Source organism: bacterium (genome assembly GCA_030019025.1).
Taxonomy (GTDB): Bacteria; Hydrothermota; Hydrothermia; order UBA1063; family UBA1063; genus UBA1063.
In genome coordinates this window covers 17761-43398 of record JASEFR010000001.1, presented here as the reverse complement: position 1 = coordinate 43398, position 25638 = coordinate 17761, and the positions used below count along the sequence as shown (strand labels likewise).

Sequence of the window (25638 nt, the reverse complement as noted above, 5' to 3'; positions counted from 1 at the left end):
ATTTCTATTATAAAAGCTGTGTGCATTAGAAACTCAGCACCAAAATCTATCCTGATACACAGAGAAAACAATAGTTTTTAAATGCCCACCGAGGTTCTTTATATCCTTCTTTAAATTCAAAAGACCTTTACAATTCATACTAAATCGCTATAATCTAAAAAACACTTTTGGGAGGTTGAAATGGAAAATAAAAAGGTGCAAGAAATTTTAAATTTTGCAAAGTCATTGGCAGAAGGGCGTAAAGACTTCGTTGTTGATACAGACCATCTTCTGCTTGCGCTATTTAAAGTCAAAGAAGATAACCCCTTTAGAAAATGGCTTTTGGAGCACGAAGTTAACCCCGATGCCGCGGAAAGGGAAATTGAGAAAATCATATCGAATCTTCAGAACCAGATCTCGAAAATCACCGATTCCTTTAAAGAAGCTTTGCTCTCAAAGCAAGGGGAATTATCAGAAAGGCACGGAGTCTCCTTCGCTAAATCAATAATGGAAGCCTTCCTCGATCACCTTATCACTCAGCTTGAAAAAGAAGCCAAAGGTGAACGGGAAAGGGACTTCGCTACTCTTAGAGTGAGGAGGTGGGTCCCAACAAGGTCAAGGACTTTTTCAATATTGGAAGATTTCTTTTCAGACTTCTTTGAGGAATTTTTCCCACAAGAATCGACAGGAAACTGGGTGATGCGAGAAGAGACTATCAGAGTGCCTAGGTCTTTCGTTAATAAAATTCGCGAAGTTTGTAGACAACACTCCTTAGACGAAGAATCCACTAATAAAGTCATATATGACCTTACCGACATGGAAGACAGAATGCAGTCAACACTCGTAGACCTCTATCATAATGGCATTGACTCAAGGAGAATAGTTTTAAGACTGAAATACGAGATCAATGGCAAAAGTCCGGAAGTGAAGAACTCTTTTTACCTCGAAAAAATCCTAAAGGACGCAGAGAAAGACGGTGAAATTACCATCTCAGGCATAATAGACGCTCTTAAAAACAACACTTCCAGCGTGGGAGGTTTTTATCTCTCACAGCTTTTGCAATCATTACAAAATATTAGGAGGGAAAATATGAAAGATGTTAAAAGTGAACTTCAGGAAATAGAAAAACCGGATCTGGAAAAGTACACGGTTGATTTAACCAAACTTGCCAAAGAAGGGAAACTTGACCCCGTCATAGGAAGGGAGCAGGAAATTGAACAGATGATAGAAATACTATCAAGAAGGCAGAAAAACAATCCTGTTTTAGTGGGTAAAGCAGGAGTTGGAAAAACCGCAATTGTTGAGGGACTCGCTCAAAAAATTGTTAAAGGTGAAGTTCCAGAACTGCTTAAAAACAAGAGGATTCTTCAGCTTGACATGGCGGGTTTACTCGCAGGCACAAGGTATAGGGGCGACTTTGAGGAGAGACTCAAAAACGTTATTAACGGGGTAAAAGAAGCTGGAAATGTAATATTGTTTATCGACGAAATCCACAATATCGTCGGCGCTGGAAGAGCCGAAGGTGCCATGGATGCCGGCAATATCCTTAAGCCAGCCTTGGCCCGTGGTGAATTCCAGGTCATAGGGGCGACTACCCCGGAAGAATACAGAAAATACATTGAAAAAGATCCAGCCCTTGAAAGGAGATTCCAGCCCATTTGGGTTGAGGAGCCTGATATTGAAAGCACGATCCAGATCTTGAAAGGCTTGAAACCGAAATACGAAGAGCATCATCAGGTACAAATTTCAGACGAAGCTATAGAAGCTGCAGTTAAGCTTTCACACAGATATGTGCAGGACAGAAATCTTCCCGATAAGGCGATAGATGTTCTTGATCAGGCCTGTGCAAGGAAAGCTATTAAAGTAAAAGGCGAAACCGCTGACAAAAGCAAGATTGAATCTCTGGAAGCTAAAATCAAAGAGCTTGAAGAAAAAGCTGAAAAATTAGACAAAGAAGGTAAGATTGAAGAATGGGAAAAGGTCATAGATGAATTAAAGAAAGTCAAGAAAGAATTGCAGAAAGCAAAATCCCAGCAAAAGGAAACAACAAAACCAGTAGTTACTTACGAAGATGTTGCTGAGGTAATTTCTCGCTGGACAGGAATACCTGTGTCTAAGATGATGGAAGAAGAAAAAGACAAACTCCTGAACATGGAAAGCTATCTCCACAAGAGAGTAGTTGCCCAGGATGAGGCCATAACTGCAGTTTCAGAGTCCATAAGAAGAGCTAGAGCCGGAATATCTGATCCAAGAAGACCTCTCGGAACTTTCCTATTCCTTGGGCCCACTGGGGTTGGAAAAACTGAACTTGCCAAAACCCTTGCAGAATTTCTATTCGGTAACGAGGATGCACTCATAAGACTTGATATGTCAGAATTTAAGGAGGAACACTCTATTGCAAAACTTATTGGTGCTCCCCCAGGTTATGTAGGGTATGAGGAAGGTGGTAAACTTACCGAGGCGGTAAGAAGAAAACCCTATTCGGTGATTCTCCTCGACGAAATTGAAAAGGCGCATCCGAGGGTATTTGACCTATTCCTGCAAGTATTGGATGATGGACGGCTTACAGATTCCCAGGGTAGAACTGTTTCCTTCAGGAATACGGTAATCATAATGACTTCTAACATAGGAAGTGAATACCTGAGAGAAGTCTCCAACAAGTTCAATGCAAAATATGATAAAATTCTTTCTGAAATGCAGGCCCTCGAAGAAAAGAAGAAGGAGAATCTGATTGACGAAGAGTATTATAAAAAAGAAATAGAAAGACTCAGTAAAGAAAGAGAACAACTGGAAAAAGAGTTTGAAGAAGATTTTAACAAGGCAAAGGAACTCGTTCTCGAAAGTGTGCACAGATACTTCAGACCAGAATTTCTTAACCGTATCGACGAAATCGTTGTGTTCCATCCATTAAAATGGGACCAGATACTATCCATTGTGGACATCCTCATCGACAATTTGAGAAAGAGACTTGAAGAAAGGAACATTAAACTAAAGCTGAGTGATACTGCCCGTTCCTTGATTGCAAGGAAGGGATTTGACGTAACGATGGGCGCAAGACCACTCAAGAGGCTGATTCAGAAAGAAATAGAAAACAAACTCTCCAGTATGCTTCTAAAGAACGAATTTAAAGATGGCGATACGATCCTAATTGACGCCGCAGGAAACGAATTTGAAATCAAAAAATTAGATAAGGAAGAGTAAAAACCAAAATGGGCGGGATCTCTCCCGCCCATTTTGGTTTTCTACCGATAAATCAAATATACAAACCCACTACTCACTGCCAAAGAAAACAACGTAAAGGGAAGTCCTATCTTTGCGAAAGTCCAGAAGTTGTGTTCATAATTATTTCTCTTTAAAACACCCAGAATGGTCACATTAGAGAGAGAACCAATCGGTGTGATATTACCGCCTATGGTGGTCCCCAGTAACATTCCAAAAATGAATAGATACATATTTACACCAAAGGAGTCTGCCATCAACTTTGCAACAGGAAGCATCGCCATCGTGTAGGGAATATTATCTACAAAGGCTGAAACAACCATTGACACTACTACAATTAAAATATAGCCTGCAAGAACCGGATTTGAACCAAGGTTTTTTGAGATTGAAACGAACCAGTTTGCAAGATTTTTTATAAAACCGCTGTAACTCAAAGACCCCACAAGAATAAATATCGCTATAAGGAAAAAGAAGGTCTGAAAATCAATATGTTTCAAAAGATCAATCTCCTCATTAACTCTTCTACGGTAAAAAGCAAGAGTCCAAACAACGGAAATTACAATGAAAAAAGCGCAAATATAAACAATATAGTTAGCCGGTTTATTTTGTATAAATGAACTAAAAACGAGAGCAAGAACATACCCGGCAAAAAAGAAAATTGGTGTTCGAGACTTTAAACCTTTTTCTTCAACAAATTCGCTGAAATCTGAATGTTCTATCCTCTTGAAGCTTAACCTAAAAAGAAGAAAAAGCACCAAAAGGCCAGAGATGAATCCCAACTGAACCGCAAAGAAAAGCGATGGTCTATAATTCATTGCCTTTAAAAAGAAAAAATCAAAGAAATCCATGTTAGCGAACATCGCAGTAAGAATTGATGGAGAATCACCAATAAGTAGGGCGGATCCCTCAAGGTTCGCAGCTACTGACATTCCTATGAGAAGATTAGAAGGATTCACTTTTAGTTTTTTGCTGACCTCAAGGCCCACTGGATAAAGAAGTAAAATCGTTGCCACGTTCTCCATAAAGCTCGAAATCAATCCCGTGAGGGCAACAAGAGCAAGCATGACATAAAGTCGAAGTCTTAAGGGATCCTTGGTCTTTTTTGCAATGAAATTGATGGTTCGGATTGCCACGTAATCAATAAAGCCAACTTCATAAAGAAGAGCAGTAATTATACTTGTGGCAATAAAAATCGCAAGGACATTTGGATTTATGGAAAATAATGCATATTTCAAAGGCAGTAGCTTTAAAAGCAGCAGTGCCAGAACCCCCGCCCATGCGGCTAAAAGCTGATGCTTTCTGAAAATGAGAATTAAAAAATAGGTTGTAAAAAAAATGACCACCGTTAAATTCATATAATAATTTTTGTGCAAAGGCCACGTTTTTAAAAATGGTGTGGCTATACACTATTCTTTATTTATGATACCACACGTTAATGGTTCACCAGAACAACCACTTAACCTTCACAGCATAAATTCTTTCAGCTGTCTCAAAGCCCGTATCATTCCGATTAAAGAGCTGATTCAGGACTATATAAAGCGTTGAACGTGGTTTGATTTCCCAGGAGTAATAGACGGCAGCCCTTACCTGATAGAGATTCCATCTACTCCCATCTTCCTTAATCAACACTGGATTGGAGGCAACACTGAACTCCATAAAGGGTGTAAAACTATATGTCAGGTAAACATTCGAGCTTACAGTGGTTGCAAGATGGTGACCGGTTGTATCAAACTCTATCCATCCATCCAAATTGAAAGAAGTGGATAACCTTTGAGATAGAGGGAACCCCATACCTCCCCAAATCGTCCCCTGCCAGGCAAGGAAACTTCTCCTGTAATTCCACCAATATTGTGCTAACCCACCTGCCCAGACGCTGAGTTTTTTTATAGAGGCCCATGCATTAAAATTACCGGATTTACCCGTATACACAACGCCCTGGTCACAGTCCTTTCCATATCCAACAGACAAATGTAAACCAATACTTGCAGGCTCTCTTAAATTTGCATTAACCTCAAAATAAGAATTCCGAGACCAGAATTCATCTTCTTTTTCCTTACCCCAAACCCCTCCCAAAAATACGTTGTAAAAAGAGACCTTCCCCTTACTCGAAAAATTCATGTAGTTAATTCCAGTAATTAACTCTTTATCACCCGGCGAATGTTTAGCATATCCCATTGGGCTTACATCAAAGTAATCATTCGCAAAACTTCCTTTTAAAATTCCACTCCAGTTCTCATTCATCTGAAGATATGCTCCTCCCTGCAATAAGCAACCTGCATTTTCCGAAGTATCCCTGTTCATTACAACCTGCCAGGCTACCTGACTCTTATTCCACCTGAGAGCACCGTCGATATCAAAGGCCATAGCCCAGTAGTTTTTCTCAAGATTTTTTTTGTAAGTTTGGATAATCCCTATTTCTGAATTTCGGGAGAAATATTTCTTGGCCCTAAAGACGTTCCAGGATGTCTTCCAGGCGGAATCGGAAACACCGAATTTCCTATCGGTAAGACAACTAAGAAATCCAAGTTCCCATCTGTTCAATTTCCCGGCATACTTAAGTCCAAATAAAATTGGAACTTCACCTGAACCATCTCGAAGTCTCCTACCTATCCGTCTGGAATAAAATACTTTTGCAGGCCGATAAAAGCCATAATTATTCCCAAATCCAGCAGCTTCAAAGATTTCTGCACCCTCCAGAAAGAAAGGCCTTCTTTCAGAATAATATATCTCATACTTCTCAAGACTTATTGCGAAAGGATCGGATTCTATTTCAGCAAAGTCAGGGAGAATTGTAAGATTCAGGGTGGATGCTTCTTTTCTAAATGTCACATCTATACCGGCCCACGGATGCATTTCCCCTATCCTTGAAGAATCTGTTACCGCACTATAAGTATTTTTCACAAGTGCCACAGGATAAAACTCCACCGGAGAGCCAACCACACGTGGAGAAACACCTTTCAAAAGGCCAAATTTCGAAACCCTTATTTCTTCATCTTTATCTGGAAGAATCCAGTAAGAAGTCTCCCTCTTCTCGTCGCAGTACACTGCGAATTGTACTCCCCATACATTTTTATCTTTTGCAAACCTGAGATTTTTAAATGGTATCTTAAATTCCACAAAAAGAAACCAATTTCCCTGCTTATCCTGGAACACTCCTACCTTACTATCCCACACCCCATCCCAGCTGCCGTCTACCCTTCTCCCATCTTCAAGAACCATACCATCATCACGCTCTCCCGAGGAAGTGACCGTAAAGTAATATCCAGAAACACGCGAAAGAAGAGGATCAAGGTAGACGGTGTAAGATTCATTGTGCCCACTGAGTGATGTAGAAGGTCTCATATCCCTGTAATTGGTTATGAAAAGGAAATAGAGATTGCCATCATCTTGCAACACCTTGGCCACGGTAGGATAGGTTGATGTAGAACCATAATACGGATAAAATTGCCTGATTATCAAAACTGAATCCGCAACATTCCACACTTCGTCTGCTTTTCCATCTATTCTTACTTCACCACTTTTCACCTGTTTGACTTCAATCCAATCCTTTTCAAACCCCACACCTACCAGCGAAAGTACAAGCAACACCTCTATCATCATTCAACCTCCCGATACTAAAGCTGTATTAGTGTCATATGGATATAATACAGTTGAATGCATGTATTGTCAAAAAACTCTTCCATGTCCTTTCACGATACGTAAAACAAGACTCGCACCGCTATCTCAGCCCAAATTACTACCACCCCATTTTAAAATGCCTCTATTTTTCTTTCAACTATCCACAATCATGATGCAGCCTGCTGAAATACTGGCAACTACACCATTAGAATCTTGCTCATTTTAACACCTTGCATTATATTTCAACCATGAAAAAGTTCATATCTATACTGTTAATCTTCGTGTCCGTACCTGCCTTATTAAAGGCAACATTCTTTGATTTAACACTGTCATCCACACTGATCGAATTAGACCCGGTAATGACCGCCCAAGGCTTCTCAGGCATCACCCTGTTTGAGAGTACTGTGTCCACCTACGGAAACCTAGCTCTTCTGGCTGTCAGGGGAACGTCCATCACCTATATAAACGAACAGTGTAAGATTCCTGTCGATTGTATTTATTCCTTCGTTTCAGCAATACCAAGACAACCCCAATGGCTTCCAGGGCTTGCAACTGATATGCGTGTATGCGTGCTTATTATTATGAATACACCATAAAACCATTCTCAAAAAACCTCTGGAAATTTTCATCTCCAGCCTTTTCATTCTACAGGTTCAAAATCACTTACGGCATCTTTTCATACTCCACATCTCAAGGTCGCTACATAGAATGGACACCCTACGACGAAATAAAGGCAGTTGGAATAGGCACAAATATAGATTCCATGTTGCTTGCAGGAATCAGGGCAAAGTACTATGACTCATACCTCGCTCCAGAAGAAGTATTGGAAGACTCCTCTGGGACAGGAGATTGTAGAGCAAAAGGATTTTTGTACGATTTCGGTCTCATTGCCAATACAAAGATGGGACTTCGTTATGGAGTAAGCCTTCTTAACGTTGGTAACTCGATAAAATACACTTCTCAAAGTAATGGCCCCCACCAACTTCCATAAGACAGGAAGTATCCTTTAACTCCTACGATTTCATAAAATTTTTAAAAGATATAACAGGTATAGAGAGGTTATCAATTCTCAATAATCTCGCTGGATTTACATATTCCACAGCAATCTGGACAGATATAGCTGGAGACTTACGCGAAACATGGAAGGGGAAAGGATACGAAATTAATGTTTTAAACCTATTTACTATTAGAAAGGGCTTTTTCAAAGACACGTTAGGAGCCAGAATAGGTGAAACAGATGGATTTGGATTCAAACTTGGAAACATTGCATACAATTTTGCAAATGACAGTGCAATATATAACTCTCCTACGCCAAAAAAACTGGAGAGTATCCCTTACCCTCACAGATGATACAACATCGCTTAAAACCATTAAAAAATTAATAGGGAGAAATAACACAGTAAAGTTAATGGGGATACTTGCCCCAGGAGGTGGTCATCTTATTATAGGTGAAAAATACCGGGGTATTCTTTTCTTTGGACTTACAAACCTGTTCCTCAAGGCCGCGGAAAAGGAAACACACATTGCTAAAACAGCATTCATACTTTCAGGTGCGGGGGTTTACATATATTCCCTTATAGATTTGAGCAAAACTTTGCACTCAAGGTAAAAATTTTTCAAATGATAGATGGGTATATATCGTTGTTGCAATGTAGCTGGCACATACTATGTCGCTTCATGGGCAGATAGTTCTGGAATACGAGGATTCGACCTATACAAGAAATAATATCCCAAATTGTTGCCTTATCTTTACTTTATTTAGTTAAAACTCAATTTTCCTTGAAACTACTTCATTTTCAGCCTTTCATTTAGCCGGTAGTTTGACAATACGGGCGTAAAAGTTTAAAATCTCAGAAAACCGAGGTTTTGCGATGATCAGGTTAGCGTAAAAACTTTGTCTATTACTATCTATATCATTTATCATTTTCCCCTGAGGAGGTTATTATGGAAGGAATTCAAGTTTGCGATTTGAAAAAAAGTTATAAAGTCGAACAGGTAGAAGCCGGTTTATGGGGGGCTATAAAATCTCTTTTCAAAAGAAAATACGAAAAAGTTGTAGCCATCGATGGGATTACCCTCTCAATATCCAAAGGTGAAATGGTTGGCTTAATTGGGCCCAATGGGGCTGGAAAAACTACATTCGTTAAAATCCTCTCAGGTGTCTTATATCCCGATTCTGGTTCAGTAACGATTGATGGATTTAAACCATTCAAAAGAGATAAAAAATTTCTTGAGAAGATTGCACTCTTCACCGGACAAAGAGGATTTCTCTCAACCATAATATGGGACATCGAACCCCGGGAAGGGTACGAATTGATAAGAGAAATCTATAACATTGACAGGTACACCTTCAAAACAAGGCTCACAAAACTCATCGAGCTTTTGGAAGCTGGTGAGATTGTAAACAAACCTCTCAGAAAGCTCTCTCTTGGCGAAAGAACTAAAGTTGAGCTCATTGGAGCTATTTTGCATAATCCCGAATACATTTTCCTTGATGAACCCACAATTGGCCTTGACTTATTATCACAGAAGAATCTTTGGGACTTTATTAAGACCTATAATAAAAAGACAGGTGCCACGATCCTTATTACAAGCCACTATGTGAGAGACTTAGAGGAGCTTGGAAAGAGGGTGGTAATTATAAACAGAGGGAGGATAGTTTACGACGGAGACAAAGAAACAATTAAACAGTCCATGGGAGATATAAGGCACATAAGAGTGAAGGTAAGTAATCCCTCCTGTGAAATAAATTTACCCGGCTTCGAGCAAAAAGACGAATGTCTTGTAGGGGAAGTGCTTCGAACCAAAATACCAGAAATAATTCAAACTCTTAATAACCTTAATGGGGTAGAGGATGTACAGATCGAAGATCCACCCTTAGAGTCGTTGATCAGAAAGATTTACACGGAGGGTGGTTTATGAAAAAATATCTTCCCTTTGCCGCTGTGACAATTAAAGATCTGTTCAGGTGGAGAGCCAATGTAATCCTCCAGAGTACAATGTTCCTCCTGCCCCTTCTTGGTTACTTCTTTTTCTTCAAATTGCTTTATACAAATAATTTTCACCTTGGCAATTACAACTTCAAAGAGCTTTTCACATACTATTTCTGGGCGCTTTTAGCTTATACGACAATGCCATTTACCGGGTCTTATGAGATTGTCGAGCAAATTAAGACCGGTGTTATTGTACACTACCTCTCAAAACCAATTAACTTCGTGTATTCCTGGATAGGGCTTATAACTGGAGGAACGATAGCATGGTTTTTCTTCTTCATTCTATCTTCAGCTCCAGTAATCTTCTTCCTCAAAAATTATTTTATTATTCCTACACCACAGAATATCATGTTAGGAGCACTTTTCTTAATTCTCGGATACATTTTAAGCCTCTTTTTGGGTTTATCCCTCTCCCTTACCGCCTTTTTCGTTGGTGACCCTTACGGGGTCTACGATATTTACGTTATGACCCTGGGCCTATTGGGTGGTGCCATTATTCCCGCTGACTTGCTTCCGAAGGCTTTACAATACCTCCCGTTCAAATACATATATTTTACCCATGCAAGAGCTTTCACGGGTGGAGTAGCCAATGTTTTAAAGGAACTAACTGTTTGCGTATCATACATCCTCATTTTCTGGCTGCTTGTCAAACTACTGTGGACTAAAGGATTAAAACGATACGAAGCCTTTGGGGGGTAGCTTATGAAAGAGCTAAAATTCATTCTAACTCAACTTAAAATTAGATTCAGAAACCTCACCATTTTCAGAACCTCTTTTTTGCTTGAGTTCCTTGGTAAAACATCCTGGGTTATAGGCTACATTATTTTCTACAAAATCGTTTTTACCTTTGCAAATAACATAGGGGGATGGGACGGCCCATCTCTCCAGATGTTAGTTGGTACTGCAGGGGTCGTTTTTGGACTCTTCAGCACCTTTTGCAATTATGGCTCAGGGAATATCTCTAACCTCGTAAGGAAAGGGAACGTTGACTTTTACCTGACCAAACCTATTTCGGCCCCTTTTATAATTCTATTCAGATATGCAAACATACCCTCTTTATTCAGCATTATTCCTTCTCTCTTCGTTTTCTATCTTGGCCTCAATGCTTCCGGATTTAAGGGTATATCAAACCTTTTACTCTGGCATGTCTCAGTTATTTTGTCCTTTTTCATCTACTCCTTTCTCCACTTCCTACTGGGCCTTCTCTCTTTTAAATATGTTAACCTCCCCGCCCTAACCTGGATCATCTACGACTTAGCGGAATATGCAAAGTACCCGTATAAAATATTTCCTGTAATACTTCAGAAACTCCTCCTCTACGTGATACCGATCTTACTGGTAACAAACTTTCCGGTTCTCATACTCGAGGGAGAACATGAGCTTCTTATTGTTCAAATTACCGTGCTAACAGTTCAGATACTTCTAATCCGTATCCTTTTCCCACTCGCCTCCAGAGCTTATCAAGGGTCAGGCACATATGAAATTTAAGAACACACAAGACGGTATTGTAAAACCAAGAGGTGAATTTAAAAACTGAAGATTAGACAAAAATAGCTGAAGTTTGATAATTTTGCCTTAAAAAAGTAAAATTTTTATTGTGGAACTTATGAGAAAATAGGAGGCAAGATGATAAAAATTGGTGCTATTGTGCCCGATTTCACATTGAAAGACCAGAATGGGGGACCATTTCTATTAGGTTCCCACAAGGGCAAAAAGATACTCCTGTCCTTTCATCCCTTAGCCTTTACTGAGATTTGCAGCCAACAGATGAAAGCTTTAGAACAAAATTACGAGAAGTTTGAAAAACTAAATGTGATCCCTGTTGGAATAAGCGTTGATCCGATCCCTTCTAAACAAGCATGGGCTGAGAAACTCGGGATAAAGAAATTAAGAATCCTTTCCGATTTCTGGCCGCACGGTGCCGTCGCAAAATCACTCGGCATATTCAGAGAAAACGAGGGTTTTTCGGAAAGGGCAAACATAATAGTAGATGAAGAAGGGAAGGTTATTTTTGTCAAGGTATATGAAATAAAACAACTTCCAGACCTCAGAGAAATATTTGAGTTCTTAAATGGAAAATGATAGAACTTCAACCGGTATGGCTCATGCAGCCGATCCCCTACATGGGAGAAGAATTAGATGGGGATTGGATTGTCGAGCCTAAGGTTGATGGTTGGAGACTTCAAATAATAAAAACTGGGGGCAAGATCCAGTTCTGGGGAAGGAGATTGGAAAAAAGCCCTAACTGGACCGACAGATTGGATTACCTCTCGGTTTTTCTCCATCACATTCCCGATAACACAATTCTCGACTCCGAACTTTATTCAGAAAAAGGAAGAAGATTTATTCCTTCACTTTTTAAGAAAAACCCCGACGTCAAACCAATAATAATGGTTTTTGATGTTATCTACCTCAACGGAGAAAAGGTATTTATGCTCCCTCTAAAAGACAGGAAACTTTTTCTTGAAAATCTCAACCTCAAGGAGCCTTTCTACTTAATGCCATACAAAAGGTTGACTACTGATGTAAAGACCCATCTTTTGGAAGAAAAAAAGAAGGGTTATGAAGGTATTGTGATCAAAATGTTATATTCCCCTTATGAAATTGGCAAAGATGGACCAATCGCAACAATTTTCTGGAGGAAGGCAAAATGAAAATTGGAAGATTTCAAGTGATGGCAACTTTGCAGGCTGCAAGGGCTTATGTCCTGGGCCTGCCGCTTGACTCAGCAAAGTCCTTTGGCCTCAACAGGGCCATATTTTACGCTGCAGCCAAAAGAGGGTTTAAAACGGTAAAGGGCGAACAATTCCCCATAAAACCATCCTTTGAACAAGTAAGAGGAATCCCGAGAGAAAAAATAAAAGAGCTTCAAGAAAAATTCAAAATCTTCTCCTTAGGTGACGAACAGGCCTATTCTGTCGAAATAGATGGCAGACCTTTCTTTATAATAGGAAACGAAATACAAACTCCCGAAGCCTTCAAAAGGCAGATTGAAAGTAGATTTAGGGGGAAATTCGACAAAGCTTTTCAGGAAGCTCTCGAAATAGTCAAGAGTTATGATAAAGGGGTTCTCCTATCCCAGAGATACTTTTTTGAAACTGTTTACAAACCGAGACGCGACCTCCTTGCACAGAAATGGAGTGAAATGGTCTCTAAGGAAGGTTAGAAATCTTTTCAATCAATTTCTCTGCTAAACCGACCGCCCTCTCTGCATCCTCTTTTGTAGGCAAACCTTCCCACTTCTCAGCAAGATATGGGGTTACGATATCCTCATAAAGAATAAACCTGGAAAGGAAGAACACGGCCTCTTCTATCTCCTCGTCTTTACCATTCTTTAATTTGTAAACTTCATAAAGTGCAACAATTTCGTCCCTGTATTTTACATCATCCTCATCTACAAGGGCTGAGTAGATTGCTTTGGTCGCAGATATTCTTGAGTTAATGCAAGCATTTTTATAGTCACCAATGTTAAGCATCTTTTTTGCCTTATTTAAATTTTCAGTGGCACTCTCAAGCCAAATATCCTTCATCTTTCACCCTTCCAATTCCCCCAGAAATACGGATCTGCCAAGGGGTTTTGAAAATTCACTCCATTTTGTATTGTTCCCACTCCTTAGATCGGAAGCTTTTCTGAACATATCAGCCTTTGCGTCAAGATCATCAAGGAAATGCAGGATCTGAGCTTCAAGGAACATTGGTCTCACCGGTGAGCCATACTGTAACTCTCCATGGTGAGAGAGAATCATATGCAAAATTTTCATCCGAAGCTCCGCAGGGAATTTATTCAAAACCTCAATTTCATGAATCTTTTTGCTCACAATCTCGTAGCCAATGATAAGGTGGCCAAAAAGCCTTCCTTCATCGGTAAAGTCAATATCTGGCGTATATTCCATTTCGTATACTTTGCCTATATCGTGAAGAAGAGCACCAGCAATTAAAAGGTCTCTATCAACCACATCGTACAATTCAGAAATGGCCTCAGCAACCCTTGCAATTTGAAGAGTATGTTCTGCAAGCCCCCCAACAAAATTGTGATGATAAAACCTCGCTGCAGGTGCCAACAAAAACTTCTTCTTGAAATCCTCATCGTCAAGAAAAATCCTCTTGAGAAGAGTCTTTAACTGAGGATTGTTTATCTTCCTTATAAAACTCTTTAAGTCCTCCTCCAACTTAGAGGGGTTCACACTGCTAGAAGGCAAGAAATGTCTTATGTCATAGTGCTCAACCTTTTCAACATCTAAAACCCTAAGACCAAGTTGATTTGCAAACTGGTAAACCTGCATCCGCAAACGATGGACTCTTCCGCGTTCTATCTTCCCCCTTAAGGCATCTACATCGTCAAATATTCTTGCCGTTAGAGTTCCTGAGACATCTGCAATCGTAAGTTCAACGAAGGGCTGTCCCTCTTTACCGCTTTTGTCTTGGAGGTCTCTAATCTGAAAAAGGTCTTCAACTTCCTTTCCTATTAAATTTGGCAAATCTTTCACAAAAATGTTCTTAACCATTTGCTTTCCTCCTTACTTCACTAATCCAGGAAAGAGCTATTGCAACACTGGATGCAACATTTAAAGAGTTTATCTTCCCAACCATGGGAATGGTTATAACTACGTCACTTATAGTGAGAATAGTCTTACCCACTCCTTTGTCTTCACCACCGGCTACAAGTACCATAGGAAAATTATAGGTTGCCCTATAAATATTAATACCACCCACTTCTAAGGAATATACCCATGTCCCCAAATCTTTAGCCCTCACGAGAAAATTCTTAAGATTTGAAACAGCAGCAAGTTTTAAGTGAAACACTGCACCTGCTGAGGCTTTAATAGCACTTTCGGCGAAACCAGACGACCTTAAAGCAGGTACGACAACCCCTATTGCACCAAGAGCCTCAGCACTACGCAGAATATTCCCGAGATTTTGAGGATCCTGAACCTCATCGAGCGCGATCAAGATCCCCTTCTTTTCAATCAGCTCGCTAAGTAGTTCCAAAGGATCTGTAAATTCTATTTTCCTCACTACTGCGAGAATCCCCTGATGATTCTTGTTACCTGCCATCCTATCGAGTTTTTCCCTCTCTACATACATAACGGGAAAGTTAGCATTTCCTAAAAGCTCTAAAAAAGACTCAGGTAAGTGAGTTTTCTTAGCAATAAAAACTTTTTCTACTTTTTGTGGATCGGATTTGAGCAGCTCTAATACTGGATTCTTACCAAAAACATACATGGGAAAAGTATATTGTTAACAAGGTGAACAATTCAAAGTCACTCTTTTTATCAACTACACAAAAAACCTCCAATTTTAAAAGCCCATCAAAGATCTCCATAACAATTTCCAAATATTTTAACCAGAACAGGACAATTAAATCTTATCACCAAAACTCATAGGCTTCTGTATTCTAATACTCCTCTCCGTTTTTACAGTACTTAATCATAAGCCAAATTTTGTCAATAAGTAAAAAGTGGATTTTAAAAATTTTTTCGCAATTCGAACAAACTATATTACAATATAAGCCATTCCAATGAACAAAATGACAAAAAAGAAAGACCCTCTAAAGATCAGCATCTTAGAAGGCGTTGCCTATTCCATTATGGAGGGCATGGGATTGAGGTACATTACTCCTTACGCCCTCCTTCTTGGTGCTGATAACAAAGTCATCGGATTCTTAACATCTATACCACAAATCGCTTCTGCCTTTATTCAGTTCCTGAGTCTAAAAATCCTTGGAGAAAAGATTTCTCGCAAACAACTCTCCTTCTGGGGCGCCTTTTCTCAGGCTCTAACCTGGATTCCCATAATATCACTCGCCCTTATATATTTCGTGTTCAACCAAAGATCTGCTACAATAGCTGTAATTTTGATAATCGCCTACACCTTCCTCGTATCAGCGGGTAGTATCTTTGCACCTGCATGGAGTTCGTGGATGAAGGACCTGGTTGATGAAAAATCACTCGGTTCTTACTTTGGAAAAAGAAACAGAATTGTTGGTTTCGCAAGTCTTACCTCAATGCTAATTGCTGGGTTTCTCTTGGACCTTTTCAAGAAGGTAAATCCATACATCGGTTTTGTTGTAATCTTCTCCATAGCCATGATTTCTCGTTTGACTTCTGCTTACCTCTTAAAACTTCAACATGAACCACCATTCAAATCTCATAAATCTTACTATTTCACGCTCTGGGAATTTATTAAGCTAATGCCCCACAGTAATTTTGGAAGATTTACTGCCTTTGTAAATCTTTTCATGTTCTCTGTAGCCATCGCGGGCCCGTTTTTCGCAGTATATATGTTAAAGCACCTCGGTCTCTCCTATTCAAAATTTACCCTTGTAAGTCTTGCCTCCTCCACCACAAGCCTTCTAACAATGCCATACTGGGGGAAGTTGGGCGACCGCTATGGGAACTTAAAAGTCTTAAAAATAACAGGATTTTTAATCCCCTTAATTCCATTAATTTGGGCTTCGACATCTCTGATGAGCAAAACGACTGCTTTCTACTTACTCTTTTTCATCGAAGCCTTTTCCGGAACTCTTTGGGCAGGGTTCAACATTGCATCTTCCAATTTTATCTATGACGCGGTTACCCGACAAAAAATTGCAATATGCGTTACTTATTACAATATTTTAAATTCCCTAAGTGTTTTTGCTGGCGCCACTATCGGCGGTTACCTTGCTTCTTATAACATCTTGAAAAACGTGAATGCAGGAAATATCATCCAGGTATTTCTTTTATCAGGAATTCTGAGGTTCTTATCGGGTCTGATAATATTGCCGTCAATAAAAGAAGTTAAAAAGGTTGAGAAACTCGACTTCGGGAAAATAAGAAAAACTATACTTACCCCAATAGACAGCTTCCTTTTCCAGATTTCCTACAAAATAAGAAATCCAAGAAGTTAAAATGTTTGGTTATCTACAGCAATGTTTTCACTATCATCAAATCACTGCAAAAGTTAATAACGAAGTCAGCAAGAAACAAACAAGTAACAACCTTTTCGCAACCATAGTTAAACTTGAATAAACAGATGCAATACCTTACACTTACTAGCGAAAGTGCAAGATTTTGTGCAAAAAGATTATAAATTATTAAGTGACACTGAATGCAAGAAATAACTTTTGAAGAATATCTTGAATATACAAAAGAACACAAATACGTAATTATAGAGGACGCAAAGTTAGAAATAGGAAAAAAATATAGAATCCGGCAGTATCAGCCAATTGATTTTAAGCCCGAAACATCAACGGTTTGGAGTTTCCCCAATAGAGGTAAATGGGCCACCCATTATTTAAACGCAAAATATAGAGGAAACTGGGCACCACAAGTAGCAAGAAATCTAATCCTAAAATACTCTAAGGCAGGAGATATCGTTCTCGATGCTTTTCTCGGAAGCGGAACAACCCTCATTGAATGTAAACTTTTAGGTAGGCATGGAATTGGTGTAGATATAAACAAAGAAGCCTTAATTCTTGCCTGGGACAGACTCAATTTTAATTATGAACCTGACCAGGTTCCGTCTTCGGAGCTATTTACTGACACCAACCAATTACAAGAAGAGAAAAGCGATTTTGAGTGGGTAAGGCCCATCATTAAATTGTACCAAGGAGATGCCAGAAATTTAGATAAAATTGGAAATGAGGAAATTGATTTAATTGCTACTCATCCACCCTACGCCAGTATAATTTCATATACCAAAAAAGCAAGAATGCAATCCCAAGATGACCTCTCAAGGATTACCTCTATTAAAGAGTTTGTAAAAGAGATGAGAAAAGTTGCTAAAGAATTTTTCAGAGTTCTAAAGCCAGGAAAATACGCAGCCGTCCTCATTGGAGACACAAGGAGACACAAGCATTTCGTACCTATAGCCTTCCGAGTAATGCAAGCTTTTTTAGAAGAGGGATTCATTTTAAAAGAAGACATAATAAAAACTCAGCATAATATGGTCGGAACTATACTATGGAGAATGAGGAAAAGTGATTTTTACTTGATTGCCCATGAACACCTCTTTGTTTTCAGAAAACCTGAAAAGGGTGAGAAAATTTCAAAATTCAAAGAAAGTACAATGTGGTGGAAGAATAATGAGATTTAAAGACCTCGGATTTACAAGCTTTGAAGAGTATAAAAACCACTTTTTCTCAACCCTAATGCCATCAAATAAAACTTACGAGTATTTCGTCGACTGGGAAAAGGTAAGGAAAGATGTTAAAAGATACGTAAATGAACTTTCGCTTCTTAACTCTCTAACGAAAATTCAACCGGAAGAAAGGGAAGAACATTTCACAGAACTTCTCATAAAATATCCTCAAACCGCCAAAGTAATCCCTATGCTTATTGCTGAGAGAGCTCAGGGAAACAAAATTAATATTTTTGATCCCGATTTGGAAACCTTCATTGACTATAATTTTGATTCTGCAAATCTTGACTTCGAAACTGCAAACAAAATAGTAGAATTCTGCAACAAGACTGGAATTTTATCCCTATTTGAGGAAATAAAGGACCTATATGACTACTTAGTAGGAGTTGAAGTGGGTTTAGATTCAAACACCAGGAAAAACAGAAGTGGTAAAATCTTTGAAAAGCTGTGCCAGGAAAAGATCAAAAGGCTTATAGGCTCCCATTTCACAATTGTGAATAATGACCAAAACTTTTCTTTATATAAGCCCATTAGCCAGAATCACAAGGGTAAAACCCACGATTTTGTAGTATACAAAGGGAACATTCCCATATTGATTATTGAGTGCAACTTCTACAATGTAGGTGGAAGTAAACCAATCTCGATAGCCGAAAGTTACGTTGAACTAAAGGAAGCAGCAGAGGAAAGAAATGTCACTTTTCTCTGGGTAACTGATGGACCCGCTTGGCATACAATGAAAGAGCCACTTTTAAGAGCTATGGAAAAAATAGACTACATAGTAAATTATAAAATGCTCGGCTTAATTAAAAAGATTTTAAGAAGTGCCTAAAGCCATTGAGCCATAAGGTTTGTGAATATCCTCGAATCTTGGGTTAAAATTAATGAAGCAGCAGGAGGAGTGGCATGAATCTTGAACTTACAGCTGATGAGCTTGAAGTTCTTAAAAATCTTTTAAAAGAAAGAATCCTTGAGCTCCGAGCAGAAATAAGAAAAGCAGACGATAGCGTTTTTAAAGAGGAACTTAGAAAAAGAAAAGAAACACTTAAAAAGCTCCTTGAAAAACTTGGTGAAACGATAGAATAAGAAAATTTATTAACTTGAAAATACTCACAGTTTAATCACTTTGAGAAGGGTTATTTATTCTCTCATAAGTAGTTTTCTTATTTCATCTACATTTTGAGCTTTTTGCCACTTATCCCAGAAGTTTTCGCTCCTCACGAGTTCAGCAATCGAGGCCAGCACCTTCAAATAAAATTCCCTCATATCTGCAGAAGAAAGGATATAGATCGCACAGACTACTTTTCTCCCAGTCCCACGAAAAATAATACCACTCTTACTCCTCACAACACCAATTAAAAACTTTTTTTCACCCCCAATTATCCCATGAGGGAGGGCAAAATAATCGTTGATTATGAAATTTTCCACTTTTTCCGAATTCACAAGGATACTCTTACATTCTTCCCTATCAAAAGGGATTTTCTCAACAACAATATCTGTCAGTTCTGAAAATTCCACCTCCCTATCTATGTCAAGGATCAACGCATTCCTTATCATATCTTGGAATTTATCTTTGGGAATTTCTTCTCTATGAATTACGATCTCCTCAAGCTCTGTTTCTAAAAGCCCCTCCGCATCCCGCTCGCTTAAAATCCTCTTCATCACATAAAGAAGAGCAAAATCCTTAGCCGACCTCGACCTCCCATAAAACCTGTAAACAAGAATTGAAATAATTAACATAAGAAAAATCACTTCTATAGTGCCGAGGCCCGTTTCAATAAATAAAAATGTAAAAATAATTATTGAAAAAATCGGCAAATAAGGATATAAAGGCACTTTAAACTTCGGTACATAGCTCCTGATTTTGCTTTCTCTGAAAATTATAATCACAACACTTCCCAGTACATAAGTCATAAGAATTGTAGCAGATGCAAACTTTACAAGATACTCCAGCTTCAAAGTAACTATGGACATTACTATCACTATACCAGTAAAAATTACTGAAAAATATGGAGTTGCTCGCTTAGTGCTGGTTGCGGAAAAAATAGGAGGTATAAGATGGTCTCTGCTTAGAGCAAAAAGATACCTGGAGGCGGACATTATACCAGCATTTGCGGTAGTTGCAAAAGCAAGAATTGATACCAATGTTATGATAAAATAACCTGCCTGCCCCAGAGCAATGTTAGCAGAATCAGCAGCCGGCGTTAAGGTAGACCGGAGTTGTTCCGGTGGCACAGTACCAATTATAACAAAGGTATATAAAGTACTCAAAACTGTTACAAAAAGAACCGAGGATATTAAACTTATCGGAATATCTTTTGCAGGGTTCTTCACTTCTTCCGAAAGGGAAGTTGACTTAATAAGGCCGCCAAATGTGACAAAAACCAAAGCCGCTCCTTTCAACAAATCAATTGATGAGTTTTTTGTCGAATTTTTGAAGTAGGCCATATTAATATTGCGCACTCCAAAGACCATATGCAGAATAATCCCTAAAATCAACAATGTCACGAGAACCACTTGAACAATCGTTGCCTCTTTTACGCCAAGAATATTCAATGCTACAAAGATAACAGTAACAGCAATGATTACAAGGTAAAAATTAATACTGAAAAGCTCTGATAGAACAACTGAAAGCCCAAAAATAGCAAAGGCGGACTTTAATGTAATTGCAACCCATGCAAAAATTCCTGATATAGTTCCAATGAAAGGACCCAAACTTCTCGAAGTATAAAAATAATCGGCACCAGCCTTTGGCATTGCAGTAGCAAGTTCAAGAAAACTCAAAAGCCCAATAAAAGCCAGTATACCCGCCATTGCATAGGATATAAATACATATGGGCCATATATATTGTACGCAACCCCGGGAAGCACAAAAATTCCTGAACTAATCATTGCTCCGGTGGCGATGGAAAATAACCCGAAAAATGATAACTCTTTTTTCAAAACCGGTCTCATCTCAGATTATTGTACGGTAATTTAGAGCAAAGATCAAGGGTTCAAATTAATTTGTAGAAACTACAATTTTTGAGAAATCTCCGTAATGTCTAAAACACTCCCTCAACTCATATAGAAGGGCAAGACGGTTGTTTCTGACCTTCTCATCATCAACCATTACAAAGACTCTATCGAAGAAAACATCAATATAAGGCTTTAAGTTTCTCAGCACCTTCAAGGCCTCTTCATATCTCTCTTCTTCTAAGGCTTCTTTAATCAAGGGCTCACTTTCCCTCAAAACTTTGTGAAGATTCTTTTCTTCATCTTTTTCAAATAAAGACTCATCAACCGGTGGTAGATTTTCAACCCCTGATAAGATATTGTTTGCCCTTTTCTGGCCGATAACAACCTCCTCAAACTCTTTTTTGTTCTCAAGATAATAATTGTTCAAAACCCTTGCCCTTTGAATTACGTCCCAGATATCACCCTTGTTAGCATAGACCACGCAATCTACGATATCATACCGAATTCCTTCCTTCTCCTCAAGATAACTCTCGAGCCTTGCCCACGCCCAGCTCAGAAACTCCTGAAGCCTTTCCTGAGACACTTCGAGCTCAAAGGCGGCTTTTTCAAGAAGGCTAACAAAGTTGAATCTCAGCTTTTTCTCCTTCACCAGTTCAAAAATTGAGTATAGGGTTCTCCTCAACCCAAAAGGATCCTGAGAGGCAGAAATCTCCGCTCCAGCCTTTAAGAAAGCCATTAAAGTATCTACCTTATCCGCAAGGCTAATGATAGCTCCCTCAAGAGTATGTGGCAATTCATCACCAGGGAACCTCGGCAATATGTGATCGTAAATAATACGAGAAAGCTTTTCATCCTTCCCCTGCCTTAAAGCGTATTCCATTCCGATAACGCCGCCGAGCTTGGTAAATTCTTTCCCATCTTTAATCATCAGCGTAGTCAAGTCAACTTTACACAGCTTAACGGCCTTAAAGAGCAATTCCTTATCCACACCATCAAAATATGAAATAAGAAACTCGCAAAGCTTTTCTACCCTTATTACTTTATCATAGACTGTCCCTACTCCTTCGAGAAATACCACCTTTTTAAGTTCTTCAATTCTATTCTCAAGGGGTACTTTTAAGTCCTCATGCATATAAAATTCTGCGTCTTCGAGTCTCGCTTTAAGAACTTTCTCGTGATTGGGCCTTATTTCTGGTTCATAATCTTCCGTATTATTAATAGCAGTAATGAAATAATTTGCCAGTCTGTGGTCCGCCTTTCTCACAGCGAAGTACCGCTGATGCTGTTTCATAGCGGTAATAATAACAGGTTCGGGTAAATCCAGATATCGCTCAGGGAAACTCCCGATAATCACCCCTGGATACTCTACGAGGTTTATAACCTCATCCAGAAGTTCCTGGTCTTCCTGCCACTTAAGGCCCTTTTCTGAGCAAATCTTTTCTATTTTCCCGAGGATGATCCCCCTTCTCTCTTCCGGGTCTGCGTAAACGTAGTTCTTCCGCAAAATCTCTAAATAATCCGAAGGAACTTTAACTTCGAGGAGAAGATTTCCCTTAACCCTGTTTCCGTAGGTTTTTTCCCATGCTTTGACACCCGCAATTTCTATATTCATGACCTCATTTCCGTAAAGGCACAGGATCCATCTCACAGGTCGTAAGAATCTGAAGCCCCCATCCCAGCGCATGGATTTTCTCACTTTTACTTTATCGAGAACCTCAGGCAGGAATTGAGTCAGCAAATCCTTTACTGATTTACCACCCTCTTCAACCTTTGCTTTTACGTATTTTCCTTTTTTCGTTTCCTCAACATAGACGTCTTCCAACTTGAGATTTCTGCTCCCAAGAAAACCAAGCAGGGCTTTTGTAGGCTTCCCTTCGTCGTCAAAGCAGACCCTGGCAGGAGGTCCCGTAACCTCCGTCTCCCAGGTTTCCTGAAAATCACTTAAACCTTTAATGTAAACTGCGAACCTGCGGGGGGTAAAAAATACCTTTAACTCTCCGAAATTTATACGATTTTCTTTCAAGAAACTTTCAAAGATCTCTTTTAACTGATTAGCGATATCGTAAACATCAAGAGCAGGTATTTCTTCAACTCCAACTTCAAACAAAAATTCACTCATTTTCTGCCTCCAGATATACCTTAGCTGCAAGTCTTGCGAGATTCCTGATTCTCAAAATATAGGACTGCCTTTCCGATGGTGAAATTGCACCTCTGGCGTCAAGGAGATTAAAGATGTGAGAAAGTTTTATTACGAAGTCATAACCCGGGTAAAGAAGCCCTTCTTTCAGAAGATGCTCCGCATCCTTTTCAAATTTCTTAAAAAGCTCCATAAGCAACTTGGTATCGCTCTTTTCGTAATTGTAAACCGAAAACTCTTGTTCAAATCTTCTGTAAATATCTCCCCAGGTCACCCCAGGTGCCCAAACAAGGTCAAAAATCGAATCAACCTTTTGAATATACATCGCAATACGCTCTAATCCATAAGTTAGCTCAACAGGAATTACTTCCAGATCTATACCTCCAACCTGCTGGAAATAGGTAAACTGTGTTATTTCCAGACCATCAAGCCACACTTCCCAACCCAACCCCCAGGCCCCAAGGGTTGGTGACTCCCAGTCATCTTCAACAAAGCGGATGTCATGCTTTTCGATATCAATTCCTATGTACCTCAAAGAATTCAAATAAATCTCCTGAGAGTTTTCAGGGGCAGGCTTTAAAATAACCTGGAACTGATGATATTGTTGAACTCTATTGGGATTTTCAGCATATCTTCCATCCTTCGGACGCCTCGTAATTTCGACATAAGCAGCCTTCCAGGGCTTCCTTCCAAGAGATCTCAAAAAAGTCAAAGGATTAAATGTACCTGCCCCGACTTCGGAGTTATATGGCTGACCGATTACACATCCAAGGTCTGCGTAGTAGCGAGAAAGCTTTAAAATCAAATCCTGGAACGTAAGCATGTTTTAAATTATAATTTCTACAACGAGTTCTCGCAATGGGAGTAGAAGTTAAAAAATTCGAAGTAGGTCCTTTAAGCACCAATTGCTACATTTTATTTGACCGCTTATCGAGAGAGGGTATTATCATTGACCCAGGTTTAGAAGATGCAAAAATTGACCAATTCATTAAGAATGAAAAAATCAATCTCCTTGCTATTTTTCTGACGCACGGCCATTTTGACCACATTATGGGGATCGGACATTACTCAAATCTCTTCGATATTCCAGTTTATATTCATAAACTCGACCATCCTATGCTATTAGATCCAGTAAAAAACCACTCGGATTTCTTCGGCATACCCTTTGTTTTTGAAGGTAAAACAATTTTGATTGAAGAGGAAGAATCTATTCACATAGGCCCATTCTCCCTTCAAATAATCGAAACGCCTGGCCATACAAGGGGATCAATTTGTATTTTAACCTGCAACTTCCTCTTTTCTGGTGACACTCTTTTTGTAGACACTGTCGGCCGTACGGACTTTCCAGAGAGCGCACCAGAAAAGCTTGAAAAATCTCTCAAAAAACTATCAGAACTTGACGACGGTATTACTGTCCACCCAGGCCATATGGCAAGCGCAAAAATGTCCATTATAAGAACAAAAAACCCCTTCCTGAAACTTTAAGGCATTAACTTAAACACTCAAGCACATAATTCTTTAAAGGATTATAGTTTCGACTAATTAGGAAACCTCAAAACCTTAGCTCATATGCAACCTTTAGCATGATGGGAGAGGAAATTTCGCCTTCTTTTACTGTCCTGTTTAATACAACAAAAACGTTGCTTCCCGCAGAAAATTCATACTGGAACATCAAATTGATATCCCATTTATTGCTTAAAGTGCTCTTCTGAGTGAAAAATCGAAGATATAACTTATTCCTTGGCGAATAAGAACCTTGAAGATACACTCTCTGGTCGCGGGACAATCCCTCTTTAAGGAATCCCGCTCCACCTTCACAGTAAAGCTTGCCGTAAAATGCAAAATTTCCACATAGGTTCAAAAAGCTAAGCTTATTTCCATAGTTTTCACCCCAGATATACTCAAGGTAAACCGTCGAAGGCTTTGACACTCCAAAGGCCGTGGATAAAACATAATTGATGTTATTGTAATACTCCCCCTCATACATGGTTTTCATTGGCTCAATACCAAAAGTAAACTCTACAGAATTAACGGGATAAACAGTGGCATAAAGGTTTCCAAACCTTTCAAAGGGCGTGCCATTCAGAAAATTAGAATAGGTATAGCCAAAGGAGAAGCTGGCTTCAGTTAAATACTTCCTATCAAAGGTCCTTGTGACCCCAGAAAAAATCCAGTAGGAAATAGTATTTTCGAAGTAAGATATGTAAGCCGTCGGAAGGACAAAATCTGCGTCAAGCCTCTCAGCCCCTGTAGAAATCCAGAAACCGGTCTTAGAAAACCTTTTAAGCTCTATATAAAAGTCACTACCCTGGGCTCTCGTAAATTGTGCCCTCGCTTTAAATCCATTGGGTAGAAAGAAATTGGCATTGATCCCCGCACCCAGGGTATCACCTTTTGTTATAAAAAACAACCTGTTCTCAAAAGCCTTAGATGGCCTAAAACTAAAAACGGAAGCCGATAAAAGGCGAGAGTTGTTATACCGCGAAATCACCGTATCTTGGTAAAGAACAAGTCCTTGAAACCTCCAATTATTTTTGTTGAAACCAAGCTTAACTCCCCCTGCAAAGTCTCCTACACTTCGGGAATAAAAGGCTTCAAAAGGCATTTTCCATAGGT

General features: G+C 39.2%; 24 protein-coding genes. 15 read left to right on the top strand and 9 right to left on the bottom strand.

Annotation, left to right across the window (positions count from 1 at the left end; all coding sequences use genetic code 11):
• Window positions 1-180: 180 nt before the first annotated feature.
• Window positions 181-3180, top strand: a complete 3000-nt coding sequence (locus QMD82_00240) for an AAA family ATPase (protein ID MDI6850359.1) — start codon at window positions 181-183, stop codon at window positions 3178-3180.
• A gap of 41 nt (window positions 3181-3221) precedes the next feature.
• Here QMD82_00240 and QMD82_00235 read toward each other — a convergent pair whose 3' ends face one another.
• Together QMD82_00235 and QMD82_00230 are read right to left on the bottom strand one after the other, a co-directional pair.
• Window positions 3222-4553: an SLC13 family permease gene (locus QMD82_00235; GenBank protein MDI6850358.1), complete on the bottom strand. Its 1332-nt coding sequence runs from the start codon at window positions 4551-4553 to the stop codon at window positions 3222-3224.
• Between the two features lie 85 nt (window positions 4554-4638).
• Window positions 4639-6798 carry a DUF5916 domain-containing protein gene (locus tag QMD82_00230; GenBank protein ID MDI6850357.1) on the bottom strand — a complete coding sequence of 720 codons (2160 nt, stop codon included), beginning with the start codon at window positions 6796-6798 and terminating at the stop codon, window positions 4639-4641.
• 266 nt (window positions 6799-7064) lie between these two features.
• On the opposite strand from QMD82_00230, the gene QMD82_00225 reads away from it, so the two are divergent.
• The 9 genes from QMD82_00225 (at window position 7065) to QMD82_00185 (ending at window position 12975) form a co-directional block, all read left to right on the top strand.
• Complete coding sequence (locus tag QMD82_00225) at window positions 7065-7412, top strand: hypothetical protein (GenBank protein MDI6850356.1); 348 nt, start codon at window positions 7065-7067, stop codon at window positions 7410-7412.
• Window positions 7382-7807, top strand: a complete 426-nt coding sequence (locus QMD82_00220) for a hypothetical protein (GenBank protein MDI6850355.1) — start codon at window positions 7382-7384, stop codon at window positions 7805-7807. The genes QMD82_00225 and QMD82_00220 overlap by 31 nt, the downstream gene beginning before the upstream one ends.
• A gap of 237 nt (window positions 7808-8044) precedes the next feature.
• Window positions 8045-8425, top strand: coding sequence for a hypothetical protein (locus QMD82_00215; GenBank protein MDI6850354.1), 381 nt, complete (start codon window positions 8045-8047; stop codon window positions 8423-8425).
• A gap of 335 nt (window positions 8426-8760) precedes the next feature.
• Window positions 8761-9738, top strand: a complete 978-nt coding sequence (locus tag QMD82_00210) for an ATP-binding cassette domain-containing protein (protein ID MDI6850353.1) — start codon at window positions 8761-8763, stop codon at window positions 9736-9738.
• Window positions 9735-10508 carry an ABC-2 family transporter protein gene (locus QMD82_00205; protein ID MDI6850352.1) on the top strand — a complete coding sequence of 258 codons (774 nt, stop codon included), beginning with the start codon at window positions 9735-9737 and terminating at the stop codon, window positions 10506-10508. The genes QMD82_00210 and QMD82_00205 overlap by 4 nt, the downstream gene beginning before the upstream one ends.
• Before the next feature lie 3 nt (window positions 10509-10511).
• Window positions 10512-11297: an ABC-2 family transporter protein gene (locus QMD82_00200; protein ID MDI6850351.1), complete on the top strand. Its 786-nt coding sequence runs from the start codon at window positions 10512-10514 to the stop codon at window positions 11295-11297.
• A 138-nt stretch (window positions 11298-11435) separates the two neighbouring features.
• Window positions 11436-11891 carry a peroxiredoxin gene (locus QMD82_00195; protein ID MDI6850350.1) on the top strand — a complete coding sequence of 152 codons (456 nt, stop codon included), beginning with the start codon at window positions 11436-11438 and terminating at the stop codon, window positions 11889-11891.
• A complete protein-coding gene (locus QMD82_00190; protein ID MDI6850349.1) occupies window positions 11888-12463 on the top strand; it encodes an RNA ligase family protein in 576 nt (191 codons plus the stop codon). Before QMD82_00195 ends, QMD82_00190 begins: the two co-directional genes overlap by 4 nt.
• Entirely contained in the window at window positions 12460-12975 is a 516-nt protein-coding gene (locus QMD82_00185) for a hypothetical protein (protein MDI6850348.1), read from the top strand. Before QMD82_00190 ends, QMD82_00185 begins: the two co-directional genes overlap by 4 nt.
• Here QMD82_00185 and QMD82_00180 read toward each other — a convergent pair.
• The 3 genes from QMD82_00180 to rlmB are packed head-to-tail and all read right to left on the bottom strand — an operon-like array spanning window position 12962 to window position 15032.
• On the bottom strand, window positions 12962-13339 hold the full coding sequence (locus QMD82_00180) for a HEPN domain-containing protein (protein MDI6850347.1): 378 nt from the start codon (window positions 13337-13339) through the stop codon (window positions 12962-12964). The genes QMD82_00185 and QMD82_00180 overlap by 14 nt on opposite strands.
• A 3-nt stretch (window positions 13340-13342) precedes the next feature.
• On the bottom strand, window positions 13343-14314 hold the full coding sequence (locus tag QMD82_00175; protein ID MDI6850346.1) for an HD domain-containing protein: 972 nt from the start codon (window positions 14312-14314) through the stop codon (window positions 13343-13345).
• The gene (gene rlmB / locus QMD82_00170; protein MDI6850345.1) at window positions 14307-15032 is read right to left on the bottom strand and encodes a 23S rRNA (guanosine(2251)-2'-O)-methyltransferase RlmB; all 726 of its coding nucleotides are present in this window, start codon (window positions 15030-15032) and stop codon (window positions 14307-14309) included. Before rlmB ends, QMD82_00175 begins: the two co-directional genes overlap by 8 nt.
• A gap of 304 nt (window positions 15033-15336) precedes the next feature.
• Between rlmB and QMD82_00165 the strand changes: the two genes are divergently transcribed.
• From QMD82_00165 to QMD82_00150, 4 genes are all read left to right on the top strand, one after another.
• Window positions 15337-16698: an MFS transporter gene (locus tag QMD82_00165; protein MDI6850344.1), complete on the top strand. Its 1362-nt coding sequence runs from the start codon at window positions 15337-15339 to the stop codon at window positions 16696-16698.
• Between the two features lie 200 nt (window positions 16699-16898).
• Window positions 16899-17885: a DNA methyltransferase gene (locus QMD82_00160; protein MDI6850343.1), complete on the top strand. Its 987-nt coding sequence runs from the start codon at window positions 16899-16901 to the stop codon at window positions 17883-17885.
• Window positions 17875-18759: a DpnII family type II restriction endonuclease gene (locus tag QMD82_00155; protein MDI6850342.1), complete on the top strand. Its 885-nt coding sequence runs from the start codon at window positions 17875-17877 to the stop codon at window positions 18757-18759. The genes QMD82_00160 and QMD82_00155 overlap by 11 nt, the downstream gene beginning before the upstream one ends.
• 74 nt (window positions 18760-18833) lie before the next feature.
• Entirely contained in the window at window positions 18834-19013 is a 180-nt protein-coding gene (locus QMD82_00150; protein ID MDI6850341.1) for a hypothetical protein, read from the top strand.
• Window positions 19014-19067: 54 nt separating this feature from the next.
• Here the strand turns inward: QMD82_00150 and QMD82_00145 are convergent, their stop codons facing one another.
• Genes QMD82_00145 through QMD82_00135 form a run of 3 tightly spaced genes read right to left on the bottom strand, consistent with a single transcriptional unit; the run spans window position 19068 to window position 23845 of the window.
• The gene (locus QMD82_00145; protein ID MDI6850340.1) at window positions 19068-20882 is read right to left on the bottom strand and encodes an amino acid permease; all 1815 of its coding nucleotides are present in this window, start codon (window positions 20880-20882) and stop codon (window positions 19068-19070) included.
• Window positions 20883-20928: 46 nt separating this feature from the next.
• Complete coding sequence (gene glyS, locus QMD82_00140) at window positions 20929-23004, bottom strand: glycine--tRNA ligase subunit beta (GenBank protein ID MDI6850339.1); 2076 nt, start codon at window positions 23002-23004, stop codon at window positions 20929-20931.
• Window positions 22997-23845: a glycine--tRNA ligase subunit alpha gene (locus tag QMD82_00135; protein MDI6850338.1), complete on the bottom strand. Its 849-nt coding sequence runs from the start codon at window positions 23843-23845 to the stop codon at window positions 22997-22999. The genes glyS and QMD82_00135 overlap by 8 nt, the downstream gene beginning before the upstream one ends.
• Window positions 23846-23880: 35 nt before the next feature.
• Between QMD82_00135 and QMD82_00130 the strand changes: the two genes are divergently transcribed.
• Window positions 23881-24507 (top strand): MBL fold metallo-hydrolase, encoded by a 627-nt coding sequence (locus tag QMD82_00130; GenBank protein MDI6850337.1) that lies wholly within the window; start codon window positions 23881-23883, stop codon window positions 24505-24507.
• 67 nt (window positions 24508-24574) lie between these two features.
• Here the strand turns inward: QMD82_00130 and QMD82_00125 are convergent.
• The coding region (locus QMD82_00125; protein MDI6850336.1) for a hypothetical protein at window positions 24575-25638 on the bottom strand (1064 nt) is incomplete at its 5' end.